21 protein-coding genes and 1 pseudogene are annotated in these 17,336 nt (G+C 38.8%); 3 read left to right on the top strand and 19 right to left on the bottom strand.

Translation table 11 applies throughout. From position 1 onward, the window contains the following. Positions 1 to 88: 88 nt before the first annotated feature. A pseudogene (gene yegD, locus ACWKXX_RS07770) lies at positions 89 to 760 on the top strand (molecular chaperone); the annotation flags it as partial. 28 nt (positions 761 to 788) lie between these two features. Here the strand turns inward: yegD and ACWKXX_RS07765 are convergent. After that, entirely contained in the window at positions 789 to 1,514 is a 726-nt protein-coding gene (locus ACWKXX_RS07765) for a methyltransferase (RefSeq protein WP_454540800.1), read from the bottom strand. A 44-nt stretch (positions 1,515 to 1,558) separates the two neighbouring features. On the opposite strand from ACWKXX_RS07765, the gene ACWKXX_RS07760 reads away from it, so the two are divergent. Beyond that, positions 1,559 to 1,924 carry a hypothetical protein gene (locus ACWKXX_RS07760; protein WP_261666145.1) on the top strand — a complete coding sequence of 122 codons (366 nt, stop codon included), beginning with the start codon at positions 1,559 to 1,561 and terminating at the stop codon, positions 1,922 to 1,924. Positions 1,925 to 1,947: 23 nt separating this feature from the next. Here ACWKXX_RS07760 and ACWKXX_RS07755 read toward each other — a convergent pair whose 3' ends face one another. From ACWKXX_RS07755 to ACWKXX_RS07740, 4 genes are read right to left on the bottom strand one after another with little or no spacing between them, the layout of a single operon-like run. After that, positions 1,948 to 2,241, bottom strand: a complete 294-nt coding sequence (locus ACWKXX_RS07755; protein ID WP_454540799.1) for a 3TM-type holin — start codon at positions 2,239 to 2,241, stop codon at positions 1,948 to 1,950. Beyond that, complete coding sequence (locus tag ACWKXX_RS07750) at positions 2,241 to 2,552, bottom strand: hypothetical protein (protein ID WP_454540798.1); 312 nt, start codon at positions 2,550 to 2,552, stop codon at positions 2,241 to 2,243. The genes ACWKXX_RS07755 and ACWKXX_RS07750 overlap by 1 nt, the downstream gene beginning before the upstream one ends. Next, entirely contained in the window at positions 2,549 to 3,109 is a 561-nt protein-coding gene (locus ACWKXX_RS07745) for a hypothetical protein (protein WP_454540797.1), read from the bottom strand. Before ACWKXX_RS07745 ends, ACWKXX_RS07750 begins: the two co-directional genes overlap by 4 nt. After that, a complete protein-coding gene (locus ACWKXX_RS07740; protein WP_045349231.1) occupies positions 3,106 to 3,531 on the bottom strand; it encodes a GIY-YIG nuclease family protein in 426 nt (141 codons plus the stop codon). The genes ACWKXX_RS07745 and ACWKXX_RS07740 overlap by 4 nt, the downstream gene beginning before the upstream one ends. A gap of 39 nt (positions 3,532 to 3,570) precedes the next feature. Here ACWKXX_RS07740 and ACWKXX_RS07735 point away from each other — a divergent pair, with 39 nt between their 5' ends. After that, a complete protein-coding gene (locus ACWKXX_RS07735; RefSeq protein ID WP_454540796.1) occupies positions 3,571 to 4,023 on the top strand; it encodes a glycoside hydrolase family protein in 453 nt (150 codons plus the stop codon). A gap of 23 nt (positions 4,024 to 4,046) precedes the next feature. On the opposite strand, the gene ACWKXX_RS07730 is transcribed toward ACWKXX_RS07735, so the two are convergent. The 14 genes from ACWKXX_RS07730 to ACWKXX_RS07665 all read right to left on the bottom strand — a co-directional run bounded on the left by ACWKXX_RS07730 (position 4,047) and on the right by ACWKXX_RS07665 (position 17,331). Further along, positions 4,047 to 4,307: a hypothetical protein gene (locus tag ACWKXX_RS07730; RefSeq protein ID WP_058700364.1), complete on the bottom strand. Its 261-nt coding sequence runs from the start codon at positions 4,305 to 4,307 to the stop codon at positions 4,047 to 4,049. 18 nt (positions 4,308 to 4,325) lie between these two features. Next, positions 4,326 to 4,997, bottom strand: coding sequence for a hypothetical protein (locus ACWKXX_RS07725; protein WP_454540795.1), 672 nt, complete (start codon positions 4,995 to 4,997; stop codon positions 4,326 to 4,328). Positions 4,998 to 4,999: 2 nt separating this feature from the next. Then, complete coding sequence (locus ACWKXX_RS07720; protein WP_454540794.1) at positions 5,000 to 5,254, bottom strand: hypothetical protein; 255 nt, start codon at positions 5,252 to 5,254, stop codon at positions 5,000 to 5,002. Beyond that, positions 5,254 to 8,691, bottom strand: a complete 3,438-nt coding sequence (locus ACWKXX_RS07715; RefSeq protein ID WP_454540793.1) for a phage tail tip fiber protein — start codon at positions 8,689 to 8,691, stop codon at positions 5,254 to 5,256. The genes ACWKXX_RS07720 and ACWKXX_RS07715 overlap by 1 nt, the downstream gene beginning before the upstream one ends. 1 nt (position 8,692) lies before the next feature. Further along, positions 8,693 to 9,079 (bottom strand): DUF6950 family protein, encoded by a 387-nt coding sequence (locus ACWKXX_RS07710; protein WP_454540792.1) that lies wholly within the window; start codon positions 9,077 to 9,079, stop codon positions 8,693 to 8,695. Continuing rightward, complete coding sequence (locus ACWKXX_RS07705) at positions 9,079 to 9,702, bottom strand: hypothetical protein (RefSeq protein ID WP_058700367.1); 624 nt, start codon at positions 9,700 to 9,702, stop codon at positions 9,079 to 9,081. Before ACWKXX_RS07705 ends, ACWKXX_RS07710 begins: the two co-directional genes overlap by 1 nt. Next, on the bottom strand, positions 9,702 to 10,256 hold the full coding sequence (locus ACWKXX_RS07700) for a hypothetical protein (protein WP_058700368.1): 555 nt from the start codon (positions 10,254 to 10,256) through the stop codon (positions 9,702 to 9,704). Before ACWKXX_RS07700 ends, ACWKXX_RS07705 begins: the two co-directional genes overlap by 1 nt. Before the next feature lie 64 nt (positions 10,257 to 10,320). Next, entirely contained in the window at positions 10,321 to 12,552 is a 2,232-nt protein-coding gene (locus ACWKXX_RS07695) for a hypothetical protein (protein ID WP_454540791.1), read from the bottom strand. Then, positions 12,542 to 12,883 carry a hypothetical protein gene (locus ACWKXX_RS07690; protein ID WP_454540790.1) on the bottom strand — a complete coding sequence of 114 codons (342 nt, stop codon included), beginning with the start codon at positions 12,881 to 12,883 and terminating at the stop codon, positions 12,542 to 12,544. Before ACWKXX_RS07690 ends, ACWKXX_RS07695 begins: the two co-directional genes overlap by 11 nt. A 32-nt stretch (positions 12,884 to 12,915) precedes the next feature. Then, entirely contained in the window at positions 12,916 to 13,215 is a 300-nt protein-coding gene (locus tag ACWKXX_RS07685; protein ID WP_454540789.1) for a hypothetical protein, read from the bottom strand. Positions 13,216 to 13,262: 47 nt separating this feature from the next. Then, the gene (locus ACWKXX_RS07680) at positions 13,263 to 13,721 is read right to left on the bottom strand and encodes a hypothetical protein (protein ID WP_454540788.1); all 459 of its coding nucleotides are present in this window, start codon (positions 13,719 to 13,721) and stop codon (positions 13,263 to 13,265) included. Positions 13,722 to 13,778: 57 nt separating this feature from the next. Next, positions 13,779 to 16,610 carry a tail fiber domain-containing protein gene (locus tag ACWKXX_RS07675; protein WP_454540787.1) on the bottom strand — a complete coding sequence of 944 codons (2,832 nt, stop codon included), beginning with the start codon at positions 16,608 to 16,610 and terminating at the stop codon, positions 13,779 to 13,781. After that, positions 16,610 to 17,011, bottom strand: coding sequence for a hypothetical protein (locus tag ACWKXX_RS07670; RefSeq protein WP_045349220.1), 402 nt, complete (start codon positions 17,009 to 17,011; stop codon positions 16,610 to 16,612). The genes ACWKXX_RS07675 and ACWKXX_RS07670 overlap by 1 nt, the downstream gene beginning before the upstream one ends. Next, positions 17,011 to 17,331, bottom strand: coding sequence for a hypothetical protein (locus tag ACWKXX_RS07665; protein WP_454540786.1), 321 nt, complete (start codon positions 17,329 to 17,331; stop codon positions 17,011 to 17,013). Before ACWKXX_RS07665 ends, ACWKXX_RS07670 begins: the two co-directional genes overlap by 1 nt. Between the last annotated feature and the right edge of the window lie 5 nt (positions 17,332 to 17,336).

Raw genomic sequence — 17,336 nt, 5'->3', positions numbered from 1 at the left:
GCCTTGCGCCTTGCTTTCATATTCCTGTTGTCGCCTGGCAGACATTTCGCTAAAGTCTCGCCCCTTCTCACCGGCATGGGGATTTATTGTGTTTATTGGATTCGACTACGGCACCGCAAACTGCTCGGTTGCGATAATGCAAAACGGACAACCGCAGCTCCTGAAAATGGAAAACGGCAGTACGCTGTTGCCGTCAATGCTTTGTGCGCCCACGCGTGAAGCGGTGAGCGAGTGGCTGTTCCGCCACCATCAGGTTCCGGCCACGGCGGCGGAGACCCAGGCGCTGCTGCGCCGTGCGGTCAGCTTTAACCGCGAGGAAGATATCGACGTTACCCCGTCCAGCGTGCAGTTCGGCCTCTCTTCCCTCGGGCAGTACATTGAAGACCCGGAAGAGGTCTACTTCGTTAAATCGCCGAAATCCTTCCTCGGCGCCAGCGGCCTGAAGCCGCAGCAGGTGGCGATGTTTGAAGATCTGGTCTGCGCGATGATGCTGCACATCCGCAATCAGGCGCAGTCCCAGGTGCCGGATGCCATCACCCAGGCGGTGATTGGCCGTCCGATTAACTTTCAGGGGCTGGGCGGCGACGAAGCCAACCAGCAGGCGCAGGGGATCCTTGAGCGTGCAGCGCACCGGGCAGGCTTCCGTGACGTGGTGTTCCAGTATGAGCCGGTTGCGGCGGGGCTGGATTTTGAAGCCACGCTGACGGAAGAGAAACGGGTGCTGGTGGTGGACATCGGCGGCGGTACGACGGACTGTTCGTAGTTAGTACAGTAAGTTCACCACGGAATCACATGTTAGTACCGTCATAATCTACACAGACACTTTCACATATCACCTTTGTACCGTTCCATTCATCCTTGTAGATACTTGTATCAATGCCACACCCTGGCTTTAACGTTAAACCAGTTTCACTAGTGAATTTCTGATACTTGGATTTCTCGTATCGTTCATAACAATGAACCCCACTATACCTAAAACCTGCGGAACCTTGCGGTACTATCCATACCCCGTATGAAGCAAATTGTGAAGCATGTTCAATCACCTTGTATTCGAATTCTGAGCCTGTATAACGGCCTGTATACGCTTTTGAAGTGTTGATCTTACCGAATGGTGGATTACCATAGGCGACACGATAGAAACGATCTGGTGTGTATTGGAGTGCATCACCAGTGATCCATTCTGCCTCTGGTAAGACCCTCTTTCCGATCTGTACGTATTCTGGATTGAGTTCTACACATGTGATGTGTGTAGGGTTATTGCGTAGAAATTGATAGTAACTAAGTCTACCAATACCCGCACATAGTTCTATGCAGTCTCCACTACATCCAGCATCAAGTATGAAATCCCACGCTAGCATTTCGGGAGTAAAGAAAGCACCAGTAGCACCGATACCATCACCCTGATAGTTATTGAAGATAAACTCTTTATCATCTTGCGTTAGTTGTTTATCGGAATGTACTAGCTCCATCACCCTATTATGATTAGTAGATTCCCTTTTTGTTACTCTTGCCATAAAATACTCCATACAAATTTCTGTACGAGTATTTAGGGGATTAAATGGAAAGGTTACGTGAAATATTAAACTTATCTATAGCATATATAATAACTATTGTTTTATTAGTAGTAACTCTAGTAGTACTAAAATGCATTGGACTTACTACATTAGGCACACTAGGTGTTATTGCATTGATAATTACAATTACCCCAGGTTTCACTATAATTAGAAAACACGTAAAACCTATTAAATACAAAAACCAATTAATAGATTTCTGGTTTTTATCTGGCGTTGCCGTAGCACTAGTAGCACTAGTAGCATCAATAGCAGACGACCAAGCAAATATAAATGATCGTTGGGGTTATGGTATAGTTGGTGGCATCGTGCTTATACTAATGATTGTATCTGTAGTCAAAAGTAGAAAATAGAAAAAGCCCCATAAGGGGCTTTCTTAGCTTCCACCAACCATGATAAGCAAGACTTGCATTAGTTGACCTAGTGGCACTTGGATCACGACGATACCTAACGCATCAAGTACGGGTACGATAATCCAGTTGTAGAGAATGATTAGGGTGATCACGAACCCAAGGGCGTTACGCCAATGAAACGATACTTTTTCAATCTCTTCTTTGTTTACTTCAATCTGCCCTTCGGCATTAGTAGTATGTACATCTTTAGCTATAGTTTGTCTCTTTAGAAAGAAGTCCATTCCCTTAGATAGTAGTTCTGCGATAATACTAAACATTATTCAATTATTCCTATACAGTAAGCATAGAAGCGTTTACCTTTTACGAATAGTTCTGTTTTATCTAGTAGTACTACATTAAATTCCCTATCACGTAATGACCATGTATAGGTATCACCAGTTCTTAATGCTTTCTTCTTTTCAAACATAACATTCATATAACTATTACTAGAATAACCGCTCTTGCTTAATTCCTTTTTAACTTTCTTATTCATAAAACAATTTTGAATTGGTTTACTATTTGCAAATGGTGTTTCACCGTTCAATTGGATGTACGGTGTTTCACCTTCAAAATGATCTTCTATATTCATCCTTTTACCACCTTAAAGTGTCCACGTGTTGTACTAATAATCATTCTAATACCCTGCTCTGCTTCATCATAAAAGTTATAGATGATTTGGCGGCTTTTAGTTTCCCTTAAACCAATAACGCGTTTATCACGTTTCTTAGCCTGAGTATCAATTAGCCTTTCTTTACCACGTTGTTTAACTACCTTGTATCGACCTTTACGAATATTATTTCTAAGTCCAAGTATGTTACCTTCACGGCTTAACCTAGCAGCACTAGTAGGGATGAATTTAGAAAAGTTACGAGATTCTACTATTACATCATATAGATAACGTGCCTGTAGTCTCTTAACCAGAATAGTACATGTAACTCCCCCATACGGGCTTGTCTTATACGTAAAGAGAATAGCACGCTTAGTAAAAGCTACTGCCCCCTTATCTACACTATTTGATAAATCATTTTGCATTTTCTGGGATAGTGTACGCATCTGATTGATTAATGTTTTTTGGAAATCTTTACCTAAGTTATTTCCCTGTGTGTTTATATATCTTTTTGTATTACTTATCCCTTGAATGCTCATAATAAAACCTCTATTAGTTCCTGAATGATTTTGAATGTTGCCCCGTTATCCTTCGGTAGTCTTGCCTTACACATAATTGCTTTATTTAGACAATCACTACGAGAACCAAAAATACCAATTAAGGTAGCTTCTACTACTGCGGCCTGATTAGCCGTAGGAAAACACCATAGTAGATACTTTTCGTACTCTGCCCCATTCTCTATCATTGTATTTACTGATTTACTGCTACTAGTATAAACAGGCCAGTTAGATTCTTTTGTCGTAGGCTTTAGTTTCTTAATGTCTTTAATGCCTTTATAAACTTGTTTCATTCCGATGTAGAAATCATCTTCTACTTTCATTAGATATACAAAAGCGGCATATTGACCGCTATTAATATCTGAGATACTCCATTCATCGGGGTTAAATGGTTTCCATTCCATAAATATTTCCATATAAATTAACTATAGGAATATTTAGTAATGGCAGATATAAAAGAAAGATTACGACTATATGAAGGTTCCCTAGATTATCAAAAACATCTTGGGTACTATAAAAACGGTAAATTCTGGGTTTATAAAGATTCACTTGGATACCCTACTATTGGGTACGGTCACTTAGTACAGAAAGGTGAAGATTTCAGTAAGGGGATTACACCGATTGAAGCAGATATACTATTAGCTCATGATATCGAAAAGGCTAAAGCAGGACTACTTACACTTAATCTAGGCACACTTCCAAAGGATATTGAAGATTATCTTATTATAATGATCTTCCAGTTGGGATTATCCGGTACTAGTAAATTTAAAAAACTACTGGCAGCGGCAAAGATTGGAGATCGTGAAGGTATGCGTAGAGAATCAAAAGATTCACTATGGTATAAGCAGACAAAATCACGTGTAGATGATATGAATAATCAATTAAACTGGAAATAACAAAGGGGCTTAATGCCCCTTTTTTACTTTTCTAAAATTGCTAAAATCCGTTCTACTTTAAGATCAAGCTTGTGAATATCCACCCGCATTTTATCTATAGCATCATCCAGATCTGATTGTTGTTGTTCTAATCGGTCGATATCTTTTTTTGAGTTATCTACAACACCTTCTAAATGTGCCAAACGAGAAACGATATCATCTATTTCATCAGAGTTACCTTTTAGATATGTGTATAGAAAACTAATACCAGCAATTAAAACAGCAATAAAATTATACCAATCCATATACTTTTTCCTTTGTTTTTATAAGTCATATAATGCTGTTCTAATGTAGAAGCATACACCAATATAGAAAGGTACATATGAATCACCCGTAGAGGATGTGATCATACTTGCTAAATCAATTTTAATTAAATTACCAACGGCTTTATAACAATATGAAGCAATGAAATATTGTGGGGGTGTTCCTGGGATCATGCCCTCTACCGCACTACCAGAGAAACTAGGCATAATAGCAATAGTTTGCCCTGCGTTTAGTACCGTATATCCACCCGCTACAGAATTGTTTTTTGTCACTGTCGCACGGTAAAGCTGTAGGGGACGGCTAGAGCCATTCCATACCGCCGTACCACTCGAATTATAATATGCTATATCATATGCCGTAGGAGCTACGACATAGTTACTAAAGACATACCAACGTACGGTAATTGGTCCCTGTGTACCGTTTAATTGGAATTGCCACGTACCATTCCTTTGTATTAGATAACCGCCAAAGTTACGCCCATTTTGATCACCCGTAGTTAAACGGGAGAAAATACAACACGGGCGAGATGTAGCTACACCCGTATCATAATATTGAACGTTACTATTTGCCGTGTAGCTCACGTCTTGCCTTTTAACCATATTAAGGGGTGTTTGATCTGGAGTTAACCAGTAAGTTCCATCACTCCTTAATATTTGTCCACCATAAGCCATAATTACCTCCCTACAAATACCCACAACATAGCACTAGAAGAAATACCATTCCAAGAAATAGTACTACCACTTACTGTTACAGTGGGTTGAGAGTTGCCATTATTAACACCTACAATATATTGAAGGGTATAACCTGACGGGACTGTATAATTTTTAGAACCATTCGTAGGAGTGCTTAATACGTCCAAGTAGACCGCCGGATCTACAATTGAAACCATATCTGTACTACCTACTAAAACTTGTGTTCCATATGCCATTATAATCTCCCCATTCTTACCCTTAGTGTGCCGCTTGCATCATAAACAGAGATACGATCACTTTCTATTGTCATGCGACCTTGACCGGACGTAGAACCATTAATAAGTATCGTACCTGCCTTATTTATCTGCCAGCCAGTAGAGTTAGCTACATAGTTAGTAGATTGAATAGTATTGGCGATCTGGGCTGACCCGACTACGGCTGTACCTAGTTTCGCTTGAGAAATTGAACCATCTACTATATTAATTGTATTGACTGAACCACTAGCTAATTTCAAATTCGTGATCGCGGCATTGGCTATATATGCTGAACCAATACTACCTTGCTGAATCATTGCGGTTTTTAGATATGTAGTACCGTTCACGATTGCGAATGGTGCTGTGCCTCCAGTAGTAGCCGCATCAGTTCCCGCAACAATAAATTTATTTGCCGCAAAATAGATCGCAGAGTTATTACTAGTACCCTGGCTTGCTACAAGACGAATACCCGCTACCGTACCATTAGCATTAACTTGTAATGAATAACTAGCATCTACCGTAGATTTATCGGCCTTAGCTGACATCTGAGAAGATACACTAGCTACGTTTTGGTTAGTGGTACTCAAATTACTGTTAGTAGTCGCAAGATTACTATTTGTAGTATCTACACGTGCGTTAACCTGCTGTATTGAGGTTGCGTTAGCCGATTGGTTATCACTAACGGTTTTCTGTAATGCTGTTACGTTTGCCTTGTTACCGTTCGCCGTAGTTTCTACGGTACTAATACGTTGGCTTAATGCGTTATCAGCAGTGGTATAATTCGTAGTGATTGTCTTTTCACTCGCAACTATTTTAGCATCAGTCCTACCATCACTAGCAGCAATCTTACTATCCGTTCTACTTTCACTTTGACTTACAATAGTACTAGCATACTTATTTGAAGTATCTACGGCTTCACTAATCGCATCATCAACACGTTTATCAAGATTTAGGATAGTATTGATTTCATCAGCATCTTCCTGTGTATATTGATAACGTGAATTAATCGAAATAGTTTGTTCTGGTGTATATACTACGTTGTCTTGTCCGAATATATCAAAGAAAGCAATCTTAACTTTATAATCACCATCAGTAATATTAGGCACTGTATCAAATTCTGGTTTATTTGAAATGAATAGCCTAGAAGTATTACCTGTTGTCATTGAAATAATACAGCCAGCATAATCACGTTCATTTGATTTAGTCCAAGAAACGAATAGATTACCAAAACCACCACCTAGTGTTAATCCGGTAGCCTGTACACATTGCTTATTCTCTACGGTAATTTTAACCTCTGGGGAATACGTACCCGTACTATAACCTTGTGCGATAATACCAATAGTTGGTTTACGGATCTTAGCTTCATTCAATGCTAGAGTATAATTGAAGAAGTTTTCCTGAGTGTAGAATGTCTTAACAAGGCTAGTACCGTTATATACGTTAATAATGTAATAACGGAAGTAATCATTAAAGGCACGTCCATTTACACGGATGTTTTTCTGATTATCCCAACGTATATTGAAATCACCCGAATCTGTTACTAAAGCACTAGCCGTATTATTAGCGAGTACTACACCAGTTACGGCAGGTAGAGTAAAGTTAAAACCAGCTACGATACCCATTAGAGTTAATTTATCAGACTTACGGTTTAGGATGTTATAGGCTTCAACCGCGTAATCATAACTAGCCGTACTATCTAATCCGTAGATATCAAATTCTGTAATAGCTGGGGCTGTACTACCTGCTAATGTCCATACGTTAGTACTAGACAATTTATAGTACACATAATATCCTCGAACATTAGGATCTACGGTAGCGTCCCAATCGACCGTAACCACGTTACCAGTAGTGATAGAACCTTTACGGTTTACACTTAGGTTAGTTGGTGGAATAACTGTTAGTACATTACCCGCACCACCAGTAATAGAACCAGCAGGAGGGAATACTAACCCGTCCGTACCATCAAATATAGCATCTGGATATTCAACGGCTGAGATCTGGCAATAACCAATATTTTGTTGGTCAGTTGCTACTGATTTGTTTAGAATTTTGAATTTACCATTAATACCTAATTCTGTATTCTGAATAGTAATAGCATCCCATACTTTAAGATCCCATGCTTCACTAGATGTAAAGGTAACAGTTTTACCCGCAAAGCGTGCCTTACGTAGTTCACTATTGGCAATCTTCTCTACGGTAGCTTCTGAATAAATCCAGGAGAAATCACGGCTTAGGGGGATTACTTGACCATCAGATTTAATAACATCATCTGTACTAATATCAGAAGGAATACGAATTACATCACTTGCGTATGAGTTCTTAACAGAGGTAAATTGACAATCTAGGGTATTGTAGTAGTCCTGATTTCCCGACGTAGTAACTTTTAAATCACCAACAATATTAGATTCATCAAATGTATGAACTGATAGTGTTTTACGGTCTACAGTTAGACAGATTTGTCCGGCGTGTACATAGGTAATACCAGCAAATGTCTGTAGGATGTTTTCGATATTCTTTTTATAAGTATCTTGATAACTAATAGCACCATTTGAATATAGCCCCACACTATTACAATATGCGGCAGTTTCAATAAATGAATCTGTGTTAATTAATTGGGTGTCTAGTCCCATACCATAGATAGGGTTAGTTAGATAATCATAAATCTGGCTAACGGGGCATGACGTAGCAAATTTAGTACCTGTGTAGAAATCGTAGATCTCTTGGCCTTTTAACTCTACTGTCATGTTATAGTTATCATTCGTTAGGATGTTATTCTCTAATGAATTTTGTGTTTTCTTAATTACAGCATATACGGCTACTACACCTTTACCATAAAATTTATCTGTCCACTTAGTACCCGCATATTGTTTTGCAAGTGTAGAAGTAGTTGTATAATCATCAGATCCGAAACGTACCTCTAGCTGTAATACATCACGGAATTTCTCTTGTAACATACCAGCACTTACTACACCATCTGCTTTAATTGCCGTTTCTAGTACGGGAACGTTATCGAAATAGATTTGTTCAATATACTTTTCAACACCCGTAGAGGCTACTACCTGTGCGGAGAAGAAATATTGAGAACTACCATTTGGTACGTTATACCAGTTGTTGATAGTACCAGTTAGTACGAATGAACCGTTTTGATCTGTTTCACTCTTATGTGGTAATTGACCACCATATATTACGGGTAAACCAGTTGTACCCGATGTACTACGGCTTAATGATGAAGTTACATCACCATAACCCTGAGCACCAATCTGTGAAAGCATACTAGTAGCTACTAGTGATACCGCACCTGCGGCTGCACCCCAACCAATAGCGGCAAGTGCCGTACCACCGCTAAAGTAGACGGCAGCAGCAACTACTACCGCCGTTAGAACTGCGGAAAAAATACCGCCTAATCCACCACCACCCATTTTATTTCCTTATTCTGTAATACGTACCATCCTTACGTTTTGGTACTAGTTTAAATTCTGTATGTTCTGTATTTACCCCTAGTAGGCGTCCAGATATGACAATACACATAGTGTGAGCATCAGCAGGATCTAGCCATATATCCCCGTCTATGGGATGTGTAACGGCTTCTAAGCAGTCTTGAATTAATTCAAAGGTAGTTTCTACCCCTAGTTCCTTCAATTGCTTCAAGCCCCCTTTAAGCGTCTTAAATCGGCATTGAGAATACCAATCCGAACCAGTTAATAGATCGACAAGTTTTAGTACTACGACATTACAATCATTAGTACCCTGCTTAAATGGGTTATCTAGAGCATCCTGGCAAATTTGAACTACTGCGTTATGATCCATTACTTATATCTCCATACTTGATCTTCTTTGTTTACTTGTCCTAGTAGTGACATAATTTGATCACCTGGATAATAAGATTGGTAAACACTATTTGCCGCTAGGGTTTTGGGTGTACGGTCTAGACGTTGATAGATACTATTCACGGTTACTTTCATTTCATTAACTTCACTAAATGGATTAACCGTACATTCAAAATTTTCTACATAGCCAGAAAATAGTAATTGACTATATAGTGGTTCACTAGTATATGGGTTTAGGATAACGAGTAAGATATTAATCTTGGCATTATCAAGATCACCCGCCATAGCAGCAATACGAGTAGCGTTATCTACGTTTGAAACAGTGAAATCAATTGCGTCATTGCTAATACCTTTCTCTTCTGAGAATGAAGGTAAAGAATCCTGTACTAAGTCTGGGAATGGGGTATATGTTTTACCATCCATTTCTAGGGTAGCAAAACCATCATTCCAATAGATAGCACTCATAGAACGGGGTAATACTTCAAAAGCCGTTACATGAATTGCAAGATCCATAATATTAGCGATGGTTAGTACCGTCTTATTACCCCCCATAAATTGATTCCAATATTTAATTAAATCGGGATTAGTTAGTAAATCATCCATTACAAATTCTCCGTTGCGTTGAATTGAATAGAGGTAACATTACTAATACCCATATCAAAGGTTTGATCTACGTCTAGACGTGCTTCAATTACGAGGTTGTTATAGTTGATAACTTCATTCACCCCTACGTTCTGGCGTAGTTGTGGGAAGATAGTGATACTATTAGCCGTCTTAGATACGATTTGATATAGCTTTTTATGGCTTGTGAATTGAATCATATCACCAGCCTGTAAGTTATTCGTATTAGTACTAATTACCATTGAACCAGTAGTAGCGGCAGCGGTAGCAGTTACAGCACCTGTTTGTGTACCCTGATATAGTCCCGCACTACCTAGTGATAGTGTAAATGGTTTTCCTGCCTGATATTCTGCAATGAATGCCTGAACCTCACGGCGGTTTTTTACTTCAAAATTAAGTGTGAATTGAAGTTTGTAGTATTGAATACCAACTAATCTACGTAGTTCTACGCCCGTCCACGCCCTTTGTGAATATTGGGGTACGGTACTAGATAGAGTTACATTGGTCACTTTAATTGAATTAGTGAAAGTCGCCATTTTTATTTCCTTATAAAATGTCTCCTGTATTTATAATAAAAAAGGGAGCCGTAGCCCCCTTGGATTATGTATTTCTTTTCTGACTAGATCTAACAGCTTGTGCTACGTTATTCTGGTTTTTCTTCATCATCTTATTCCAGGTTTCTGGATCGTCTACGTTACCTTTAACGATTAGTGGGGAATAGATAGTAATACCATCACCACTACTACTAGAGTTATTAGCCTGATTATCAAGAAACGCCGTAAGCTTTTTATTAGCTTCGGGCTGTACGATACGTTCACCATTTTTAAGCATGAATGATTTATTATCATAACTTGCTGGCACTGAATCTATACCGCCGTGGAATTGACCACTACTAGCACCTTTAGCAGTTGAGATAATACTCATACCTAAACTAGCAATCTGAGCATAGTTTGCCAATGAAGCAGGGAATGGAGTTGCTAACGCCTGTGCTAATGCTGATTGGATAGATAGTACAGTCTGTGCCATCGTAATACCTTTACTGATCGCAAAGGCCGCCTGAGCAGCACCCGAACTTTCACCAAAAGCAGCAGCCATACCATTAGCTAGACTGTCGGCAGTGTCACCAAAGATCTGTAATTGTGCCTGTGCGTTCTGGTTTTCAATATCTATAGCCTGAGCGTTATACTTAGCCGTAATTTCTGCCTTACGTTTTTCATAATCTTCATGACCTGCTAATAGTAAGTCATTCTGTTTTAATTCTAATTGTAGGGCTTCATTATTATCTGCTAATTGCTGTTTCTGGTTCGCTGCGGCAGCATCAGAGAATGGATTACTACCAGAGATACGTTGATTCTGTTGATTAGCTAGATAGCCTTTCTGTGAATCATTTAAAGCACCGGAACCAATTAAACCATTAGTATCTTTTAGACTTTGGTTAGGATCACTATATCCAATCATTCCATTAATAAGATCATTACGTTTAGTAGCACCACTTGCATTAGCGGCATCTTTATAGCTTTTCAATTCACTAGGTGATATTCCCAACACTTTAGCACTATCTTCAATTGTCTTAAGTAGGGCTTTTTGTTGTCTATCGAACTGTTGTAGACGGATCTTAAAACCATCTTCACCAACCTGTGCTAGTGCGTTTTCTAGATTACGCTGTGCCTGTAGGCGTTTAGTATCTGCGGCTTTTTGTGCGGCTTCTGCTTGCTTGCGTAATTGCTCGGCTTTCTTGGCTGCATCTTCCTGTTTTTTACCTACATCTTCCCAACCACCTTTAGGAGCATTAATAGCAGCTAGATCACCTTGTAGGTTATTTGCCAATGCTTCTAAATTTGCTTTTTGCTGTGCGTACGGATCTTTAGTACCGTTATCCATTGAACCTGTATGTAGTGCCGCACCTTGATAGTTTAATGCTCCAGCTTGGCGTAGTTTCTCCCAAATATCTAACATATCCTGTAGAGAACCTTTAGACTCTTTAATACGGTTATTTAAATCGGTGAATAGTCCTGCATCGTGCGGCTTTTGGTTTGCTGCATCATATACACCATTCATAGCATTAACTAGTGGAGTTAAACCATCTGCGATAGTACCTTTAATATTAGTAGTAAGTTTGGTTAGATTCTTATCAAATTCTGCGTATTTCTCTGCGGCTTCATTACTTACTGCGGCGTTCTGACTTTGTATATAGGTCATTGCTTCGGATTCACTATTGAAACCTTGTAAAGTACTAATCATATGTGATGAATCACTTGCCAATGTTTCCATTACGTTGACAATTTCACCCTGTGATTTACCTGCATCACGCATAGCATAGAAAGTATGAATAACTGCTTTCATACCACCATCAGCCTGTTTTAGATATTTGTTATAGTCCTGAAGATTTAAACCATATTCTTTTAAGTCATCAGATACACCACCACCCGCACGGAAAGCATCACCTAATTTATCTAGTGTATCTTTGTTAAAGTCTCCGAATTTATCCATTTGTAGCCCAAGGCCACTAAAAGCATTTCCAAGCTGTTGTAGCTGTACTACGGATAGACCAGTAGACCTACTGATTTCATTCATTTCACGAACATAATCACGGCTTGAATTAACCATAGTGGTTAATCCACCAATACCGATAGCAGCAGCAGCGGCTATACCTGTCATTGCCGTGCCGAATCCAGCAGCCATACCAGTAAAGCGGCCTGTGAATTCCTCCACTGCCCCGCCTGCCCTACTACCAAAATCTTCTACTGCGTCTGTACCTTCACGCATTGCACGCTTTAGATTACTGGGATCACCTAATAACCTAACGCGGATATCTTCACCATTATTTGCCATTCTTTTTATCCTTTAACTTTTGCATTTTATTTGCGAGGTAACTTTGTGTTTCACTAGATTTCTGTTTCTCTCTAGCTTCTTTACGCTCTTTAGTAGTACCCCCATCCAGAATACCTAGGAAATCATAATCAATAGTCTTAATACTTTTTGCCACGTCCTTAGTCATATTCGAATTATTAAGGGTAATTGTTTGGCATAGGTGAGCGTGTTTTAACATTTCAAAACGAGCACCAGAAGGTTCAATGAAAGAATCATAAATCATCAAATATTTAAATAGTTCTTCATCTACTTCTTCAAATTCTTCTGGTGATAGACCACGTTTATTAATCATCTTGAGGTAATAGCGTAGATCTGGGGAGGTAATTATTTTTTTTCGATAGAATCAGTTTCATCTTCTACGGTTAGTTTAATTACTGCGGCATTTAGTTTACCTGCTAGTACGTAATCAAGTTGATTTACGTTTACACGTCCATCTACATCTTCATTAGCAAAGATTGGATCGCCGTTTTCATCTTTAACACAATGAATAATTGTATTCTCTGCTGAGTCACATTTAGCGAAATCAGCTACAGAAGGGCGATGAACCCAAAAAGTAATACCATTAATTTCTACTTCCTGTAGTTTTGGCTTCATTGCGTTTTTAATTTTATCTAAGTAGTTCATTTACATAATCCTTTATATTAGTTTGGGGGCATTTAGCCCCCTATTTGTTATTCACCTTTCGGTAGTAGACCTTCTTCAAGTGGAGCACCATCGATAGCTAGGGTGAAAGTAGCTTTTACTACTTCATCTTTAGAACCTTCAGTAGTTGCGGTACTAACAAAAGCACGATACGTTTCATAAAAACCAGTAGTCATAGTGCCGTTTTCATAAGCTTCTAGACGGATCTGACAGCGGGTTTGATCGGTAAAGTGTGATTGTAGAAGTTGGTGTACTTCATTATCAGGTAGTAGGTTTACTTGTAGATCAATGTTAGCGATCGACTGAGTACCCAATAGTTTACGGTTATAACTTTGATTATATGTTACAACATCAATAACGGTTGATTCTTTAGAACCCATTACAAAACTTGCTAGTTCTGGGATCTCTTTAAAGTCAGTAGCTACGGTAGCACCATTAGTACCAATGAATGCACGAATATGACTACCAGCAAAAATATCCATTGCCATTTTTATTTCCTTATATAAGTTAGATTTGGTAGGGCAATTCCATTACCCTACTCTGTATTATTTATCTTGATTTAGTAATTGCTGTACTAGTGTTTTTAGTTCATCAATTTGTGATTGTTGACTTTCAATAGTATTTTCTAATGATTCAATTTTGCTAGCTTGACTATCTTTAATAGAGGTTAGCTCTTGAATAGCACCGAAAGTATCAGACATTAAAGCCGTCATTGAATAGTTAAGATAAGCCCCTTCAACATCCGGTGTGAATGTATATAGATCATCAATTCCCGCTATTTGTTGAGCGATAAAACCACGATCACGGCGTCCTTCCCAATCCCATGTAAATTCAACACATCCAATAGCATTAATTCGTTCTAGAGCACCTTCTTTAGCTGGTACTACATCTGACTTTAAACGAATATCTGAGGCTACCTGTTGTACGGTTCCCTGTGGGCCGGAAATAGTACCGTTAGTATTGAATACCGTATTATATACAGTTCCTGAACCTGTCCCATCTGAGCGAGATTGTATTAGTACAGCACCATTACTTTGTAAGTTCATATTATTGTTAACTTTACTGTTATATAGAACAACTGTATTATCACTTCCACCGTTACCAACATACCAGCGACGGTTAGCAATGGTATTACTATCATCCGTCATAGCCATAATATAACAAGCACCACCTACAGACTGTATTAGTCGAACTGCTTCACCGTTTTGTTGAATTTTTAATTGTCCTTGGTTGACCGCACCCATATATGCTTTTTCTTTCCAAGTCCAACCATTATTACCCATAAAGTAACCATCCCAAGAACGTTGTTGTACGTACTTGCTTGCTGAAGCAGTAGGACGCCCACCACGATTAGTTACTACATATGTGGTATCACTGGTTACTCCACCTAATGTATTTTCATTAGACGTATAATAAAAACCAGTTGGTGTAGTTTCCCCAAGTGAATTAATTGGTGTACTTGATTGAGCAGCTAAATCAATTCCTAATCCATAAGAACCTCTTTGTAGGAGGATATTCCAATCTGACCATGACGCCGGACTAGCAACATAGTAAGTCCGAACATATATATCATTACTATTATATGGAAAATACAGTTGTGTACAACCCGCAACACCGTTAGCACCATTACGCTGTACTAGTAATGAACCTGCTTGTGTTACTGGATAATTATTAGCTATAGTAGCCGCAACGTTCATAGTACAATAATAAAAGCCAGGATTATTACCATTAAAATCATTTAGGTTATCACTAGCACTCAATGAACTACGTTGAAATTTCATTGCATTGAGGTTAATTAATGCTTGATCATAGTCACTTGCACCTGTACCGCCATGTTCTAGTGATAAATCGTTAGTAAGTGCCAAAGTGGGAATATTAACGTTTGCCGCATAAAAATACATATTACCTAATGTAGTTGAACTACCACCACCAACACTAATCCGCACATCATAATCAGACGTAGTTCCGGAACTATGGAAATCAATATATGAAGTTCCAGCAGTCTTTAATGAACCAATTTCTATACCTACACCAGAGGAGGTAGCATTCTGACCAAAATTAATAATTTGAGCATCAAATGTTTGAATTCCCGACCATGTATTAGTACCATTTAGTACGGGTATGGTAGATCCACTAGTACCCACATCACGAGTCGCTACAGTTCCAAGACCTAAATTAGTACGGGCAGTTGCTACGTTGACAACGTCTGATAGGTTTTTAGCACGTGCCATATAACCCGCATCACTCTCGGCTTTTGAATAAACACTAAGATTGGTACGGGCAGTTGATACATTAGTTAAGTCTGAGAGATTAGCGGCTTTTGCAAGATATTTAGAATCGTTTTCTGTACTAGAATATACACCCAAATTAGTACGGGCTACTGCTTTATCTGTCAAATCAGAAAGGTTACTTGCCTTAGCTAATTTACTATCAGCACTTGTCTGTACGGCAGCTACTTTAGTATCTACGGTAGTCTTAGAATATACATTTAGGTTAGCACGTGCTGTATCAACACTTTCAAGATCACTAAGATTATTAGCAATAGTTAGCTGTGCATCATTAGTTACATTACCTAAACCTACATCAGACTTATCAATAGTGATATTATTAGTTAGTGCTTTACCATTTACTGTACGGTTAATTGGTACATATTGACTTTGAATCTGTGTAGCCGTAAGTATACGAGTCCAAGCAGTAGTAGCATTCTTTGCATATAGGCTTAGCGTACCGGATTTAGTCATTGCGAATTCTGCTACGCTAGTACCGTCTACTAGGCCGATACCCATCATATCAGCACCAGCGGGGTTTCCCGTTTGACCGGATGGCACTTTGATAAAGCTATTACCTTCTGGTGTTACTGGTTGATATTGGGGAACGTCCGTACCATTACTACCAACACCATATGAACCTTCATATAGTGGTTCTAGAGAGTCAATAGTACGTAAGGATACTACTAGATCCTGTGGAGTAAATGTGTAGGTCTTGCGTACTACTTCATCTTTTGAACCAGTAACGCTACCCGCCGTGATATAACCAGCTACTGCGGCATAATCTATAGTACCGTCAGTTTGGCGATAGTTTAGGATTACTTGAAATAGTTCGCGTGTGTCCTGTTTATTATCAAGATAGACCGTACTAGCCTCATCTGGTACGTAGTTAACAATGATTTCAAAAGGTGAAATATTTTTATTACTTAATAGTACAGTAGTGTAGGTACTATCATATGTTTCATAGGTAACTTGAGTACTATTAAGTTGTAAAGTTGGCATTGCTGCGAGATTTGTAATCTCATATACACCAGCACCAACGGGTAAATTATTTGCGGGATCATCACTATATAGTAGTTTGAATAGGTTCCCTGTGATTAGATTTGCCATTATGAATTCCTTTTCTCTGTAGCTCTGATATTTATTGAGAATCCTAGAGATACACTTCCAGTAGTTGGATCTACTACTACGTCCGATTGTTCATATGAATAAGTAAGTAGAATTAAACCAGCTTCAACAAAAGCAGTAGCTTTTAGAGTTTCAAAGGCCGCTATGATCTGATCATAGGTAACACTAGGGGCTGTATTCCCACTTTCTGGTTTAGGACTAACAATATATTGAACGGTGAAATTACCTACTTGGCGTGGATATTGACCATAGTTAACGCTTTCAAAATCGAAATTAAATGCGGCTTCTGCGAATACATCGGCATCACGTCCAACTGTCATATCTTTTGTTGATTTAATTAGTTCTTTAAATGTTTGTCGTACCTTTGTTACTAGTTGGCTCATTAATAATCCTCCGCGAATGATTGACCTTCTTCGGTTCGATAATAGATATCAACCATTCCCGATAGATCATCTACAATGTTATTTACAACATTATTTACCCCACGGATTACTAGTACAGTGCCAATTACTACATCAGTTGTATCGATTTTCTTTGCTGTGCAATATGTTTCATAACCTTCAATAAAACCGCCCGTACCAGAAGAAATAGAAACGGGAACCGTTTCAAGAATTCCTTGAAAAGTGGTTCCCGAAATGGTTTGTACGGTTTCACCGAAAGCTTTTAAAAACATATCACTTTGACTGTTAGTAAAAGCTCGCATAATTG

This window comes from Enterobacter sp. UPMP2061 (assembly GCF_053709615.1).
The sequence above is the reverse complement of the archived record's forward strand: the minus strand, read 5'-3'. Positions and strand labels throughout refer to the sequence as shown.

What these genes read in the sequence shown, in the direction of transcription:
- ACWKXX_RS07700 (WP_058700368.1), bottom strand. Translation starts at nt 10,256, where the DNA reads ATGGCGACTTTCACTAATTCAATTAAAGTGACCAATGTAACTCTATCT.
- ACWKXX_RS07765 (WP_454540800.1), bottom strand. Translation starts at nt 1,514, where the DNA reads ATGGCAAGAGTAACAAAAAGGGAATCTACTAATCATAATAGGGTGATG.
- ACWKXX_RS07740 (WP_045349231.1), bottom strand. Translation starts at nt 3,531, where the DNA reads ATGGAATGGAAACCATTTAACCCCGATGAATGGAGTATCTCAGATATT.
- ACWKXX_RS07665 (WP_454540786.1), bottom strand. Translation starts at nt 17,331, where the DNA reads ATGCGAGCTTTTACTAACAGTCAAAGTGATATGTTTTTAAAAGCTTTC.
- ACWKXX_RS07675 (WP_454540787.1), bottom strand. Translation starts at nt 16,610, where the DNA reads ATGGCAAATCTAATCACAGGGAACCTATTCAAACTACTATATAGTGAT.
- ACWKXX_RS07750 (WP_454540798.1), bottom strand. Translation starts at nt 2,552, where the DNA reads ATGAATATAGAAGATCATTTTGAAGGTGAAACACCGTACATCCAATTG.
- ACWKXX_RS07680 (WP_454540788.1), bottom strand. Translation starts at nt 13,721, where the DNA reads ATGGCAATGGATATTTTTGCTGGTAGTCATATTCGTGCATTCATTGGT.
- ACWKXX_RS07710 (WP_454540792.1), bottom strand. Translation starts at nt 9,079, where the DNA reads ATGGATCATAACGCAGTAGTTCAAATTTGCCAGGATGCTCTAGATAAC.
- ACWKXX_RS07720 (WP_454540794.1), bottom strand. Translation starts at nt 5,254, where the DNA reads ATGGCATATGGAACACAAGTTTTAGTAGGTAGTACAGATATGGTTTCA.
- ACWKXX_RS07685 (WP_454540789.1), bottom strand. Translation starts at nt 13,215, where the DNA reads ATGAACTACTTAGATAAAATTAAAAACGCAATGAAGCCAAAACTACAG.
- ACWKXX_RS07695 (WP_454540791.1), bottom strand. Translation starts at nt 12,552, where the DNA reads ATGGCAAATAATGGTGAAGATATCCGCGTTAGGTTATTAGGTGATCCC.
- ACWKXX_RS07690 (WP_454540790.1), bottom strand. Translation starts at nt 12,883, where the DNA reads ATGATTAATAAACGTGGTCTATCACCAGAAGAATTTGAAGAAGTAGAT.
- ACWKXX_RS07760 (WP_261666145.1), top strand. Translation starts at nt 1,559, where the DNA reads ATGGAAAGGTTACGTGAAATATTAAACTTATCTATAGCATATATAATA.
- ACWKXX_RS07755 (WP_454540799.1), bottom strand. Translation starts at nt 2,241, where the DNA reads ATGTTTAGTATTATCGCAGAACTACTATCTAAGGGAATGGACTTCTTT.
- ACWKXX_RS07745 (WP_454540797.1), bottom strand. Translation starts at nt 3,109, where the DNA reads ATGAGCATTCAAGGGATAAGTAATACAAAAAGATATATAAACACACAG.
- ACWKXX_RS07735 (WP_454540796.1), top strand. Translation starts at nt 3,571, where the DNA reads ATGGCAGATATAAAAGAAAGATTACGACTATATGAAGGTTCCCTAGAT.
- ACWKXX_RS07705 (WP_058700367.1), bottom strand. Translation starts at nt 9,702, where the DNA reads ATGGATGATTTACTAACTAATCCCGATTTAATTAAATATTGGAATCAA.
- ACWKXX_RS07730 (WP_058700364.1), bottom strand. Translation starts at nt 4,307, where the DNA reads ATGGATTGGTATAATTTTATTGCTGTTTTAATTGCTGGTATTAGTTTT.
- ACWKXX_RS07670 (WP_045349220.1), bottom strand. Translation starts at nt 17,011, where the DNA reads ATGAGCCAACTAGTAACAAAGGTACGACAAACATTTAAAGAACTAATT.
- ACWKXX_RS07715 (WP_454540793.1), bottom strand. Translation starts at nt 8,691, where the DNA reads ATGGGTGGTGGTGGATTAGGCGGTATTTTTTCCGCAGTTCTAACGGCG.
- ACWKXX_RS07725 (WP_454540795.1), bottom strand. Translation starts at nt 4,997, where the DNA reads ATGGCTTATGGTGGACAAATATTAAGGAGTGATGGAACTTACTGGTTA.